The sequence below is a fragment of the Nocardia sp. GP40 genome (genome assembly GCF_050434125.1).
GTDB classification, from domain to species: Bacteria; Actinomycetota; Actinomycetes; order Mycobacteriales; family Mycobacteriaceae; genus Nocardia; species Nocardia albiluteola.
The window spans coordinates 1-1455 of the sequence record NZ_JBNPVW010000053.1 but is presented as its reverse complement, the minus strand read 5'-3'; the positions used below and the strand labels follow the sequence as shown (position 1 = coordinate 1455).

At 63.7% G+C, this 1455-nt stretch carries 1 protein-coding gene; it reads right to left on the bottom strand.

Annotated elements, in window-relative coordinates:
• Positions 1-17: 17 nt before the first annotated feature.
• Complete coding sequence (locus tag ABH933_RS45495) at positions 18-1235, bottom strand: IS110 family transposase (protein WP_429429378.1); 1218 nt, start codon at positions 1233-1235, stop codon at positions 18-20.
• Between the last annotated feature and the right edge of the window lie 220 nt (positions 1236-1455).

Here is a 1455-nt window from a genome sequence, read left to right as displayed (position 1 = left end):
GAATCTCAATGAAGATGTCAAGCAGGGATGGCCTCTCGCACGGCAACTGGCGGTGTGGCGGTGAAGTGTCGTCCGTCGCGGAGCAGGGCCCAGAGCACGTCGACCAGTCGCCGGGCCAGGGCCAGCAACGCCTGGGTGTGTATGAGGCGTTCAGATCGTTTTCGGTCGTAGAAGACACGCGACGGGCCGCCCTTCGTCAGACTGGACATCGCCGCCATGTAGAACACTCGCCGGAGACGACGGTTGTACCGCTTCGGCCGGCGCAGATTGCCGGACACACGTCCGGAATCTTTTGGCGCGGGGACCAATCCGGCGTAGGAAGCCATCCGTCCCGGAGTTCCGAATGCGTCCAGGTCGCCGCGCGTGATCACCAAGAATTCGGTGCCGAGAAGCGGGCCCATGCCGGGCAGCGATTCGATGATCGACGCCTTCGGATGCGCCCGGAACCGCTCGGTGATCAGCTTGTCCGTGTCCTTGATCTCCCGATCAAGGGTGAGCAGCTTGAGGGCCAGGCGTTTGATCAACCCGGCCGTCGTCGCTTCACCGGGCACCGCTATGCCCTGCTCAGCAGCTGCCGCAGAGGCCGTAGCTGCCATCGAAACGATCCCCTTTGCCCACGCACCGTTCTCCTTCAGGTATGCCGCGACTGCCTCGCTGCCGGCAGAGCGGATCTCCGCCGGCGTGCAAAAGCCCGAAACCAGGATCAGCGGAGACCTGTTCGAGAAGTCGAACGCGGCTTCGAGCGCAGGAAAGATCGCCGCGAGCATCCCCCGCAGCTGGTTCACTCCCCGAACCCAGTCGCCCATCAGGTCAGTTCGGTAACTCGACAACTGGGTCAGCTCCGCCACGATCTCGTCCGGTGCCGTGACAGGCTCCAGATCTGTTCTCATACGCGATGTTTCAGCGATGACACGCGCATCCTTGGCGTCGGTCTTGCCCTCGCCGCGGAACGCCTTCGTGATGGCGTTCACCGTGCGGCCAGGAACGTACGCCACCGACTGTCCGCTGCCGAGCAGCACCGTGATCAGCAGCGCGGCCTGGGGCCCGATCAGGTCGATCGCCCACCGAACCTCGGCGGCGGTTTCACGCGCCCGCTCGATCAGGGCCTCTATCGCCCGCTGATCGTTACCAAGCTTCTGCGACCAGCAGATCTTGCCGGCCTCATCGATCCCACACGCGTGATGACTGGCCTTGCCAACGTCGATACCGACCCATATCCGCTGTCGCTGAACCATTCTCAGCCGTCCCGCTCTCGTCGTGTCGAACCCACGGACAACCCCGCCAACAGGTCCCTAACCAGCGACGATTCGCAACGGATCTCAATTAGTGGCCGGAGTGTCCAGTACGGCGGGGCAGCCATTCGCAGCGAGCCACGCGAGGGCAGAGACCGCATAAGCTACACCCCGCCGTCCTGGGTGTCCGGACATCAGCCCCGGACAAAGATGACCTTAGGGA

Coding starts and splice junctions, on each gene's coding strand:
- ABH933_RS45495 (WP_429429378.1), bottom strand. CDS start 1,235: ATGGTTCAGCGACAGCGGATATGGGTCGGTATCGACGTTGGCAAGGCC.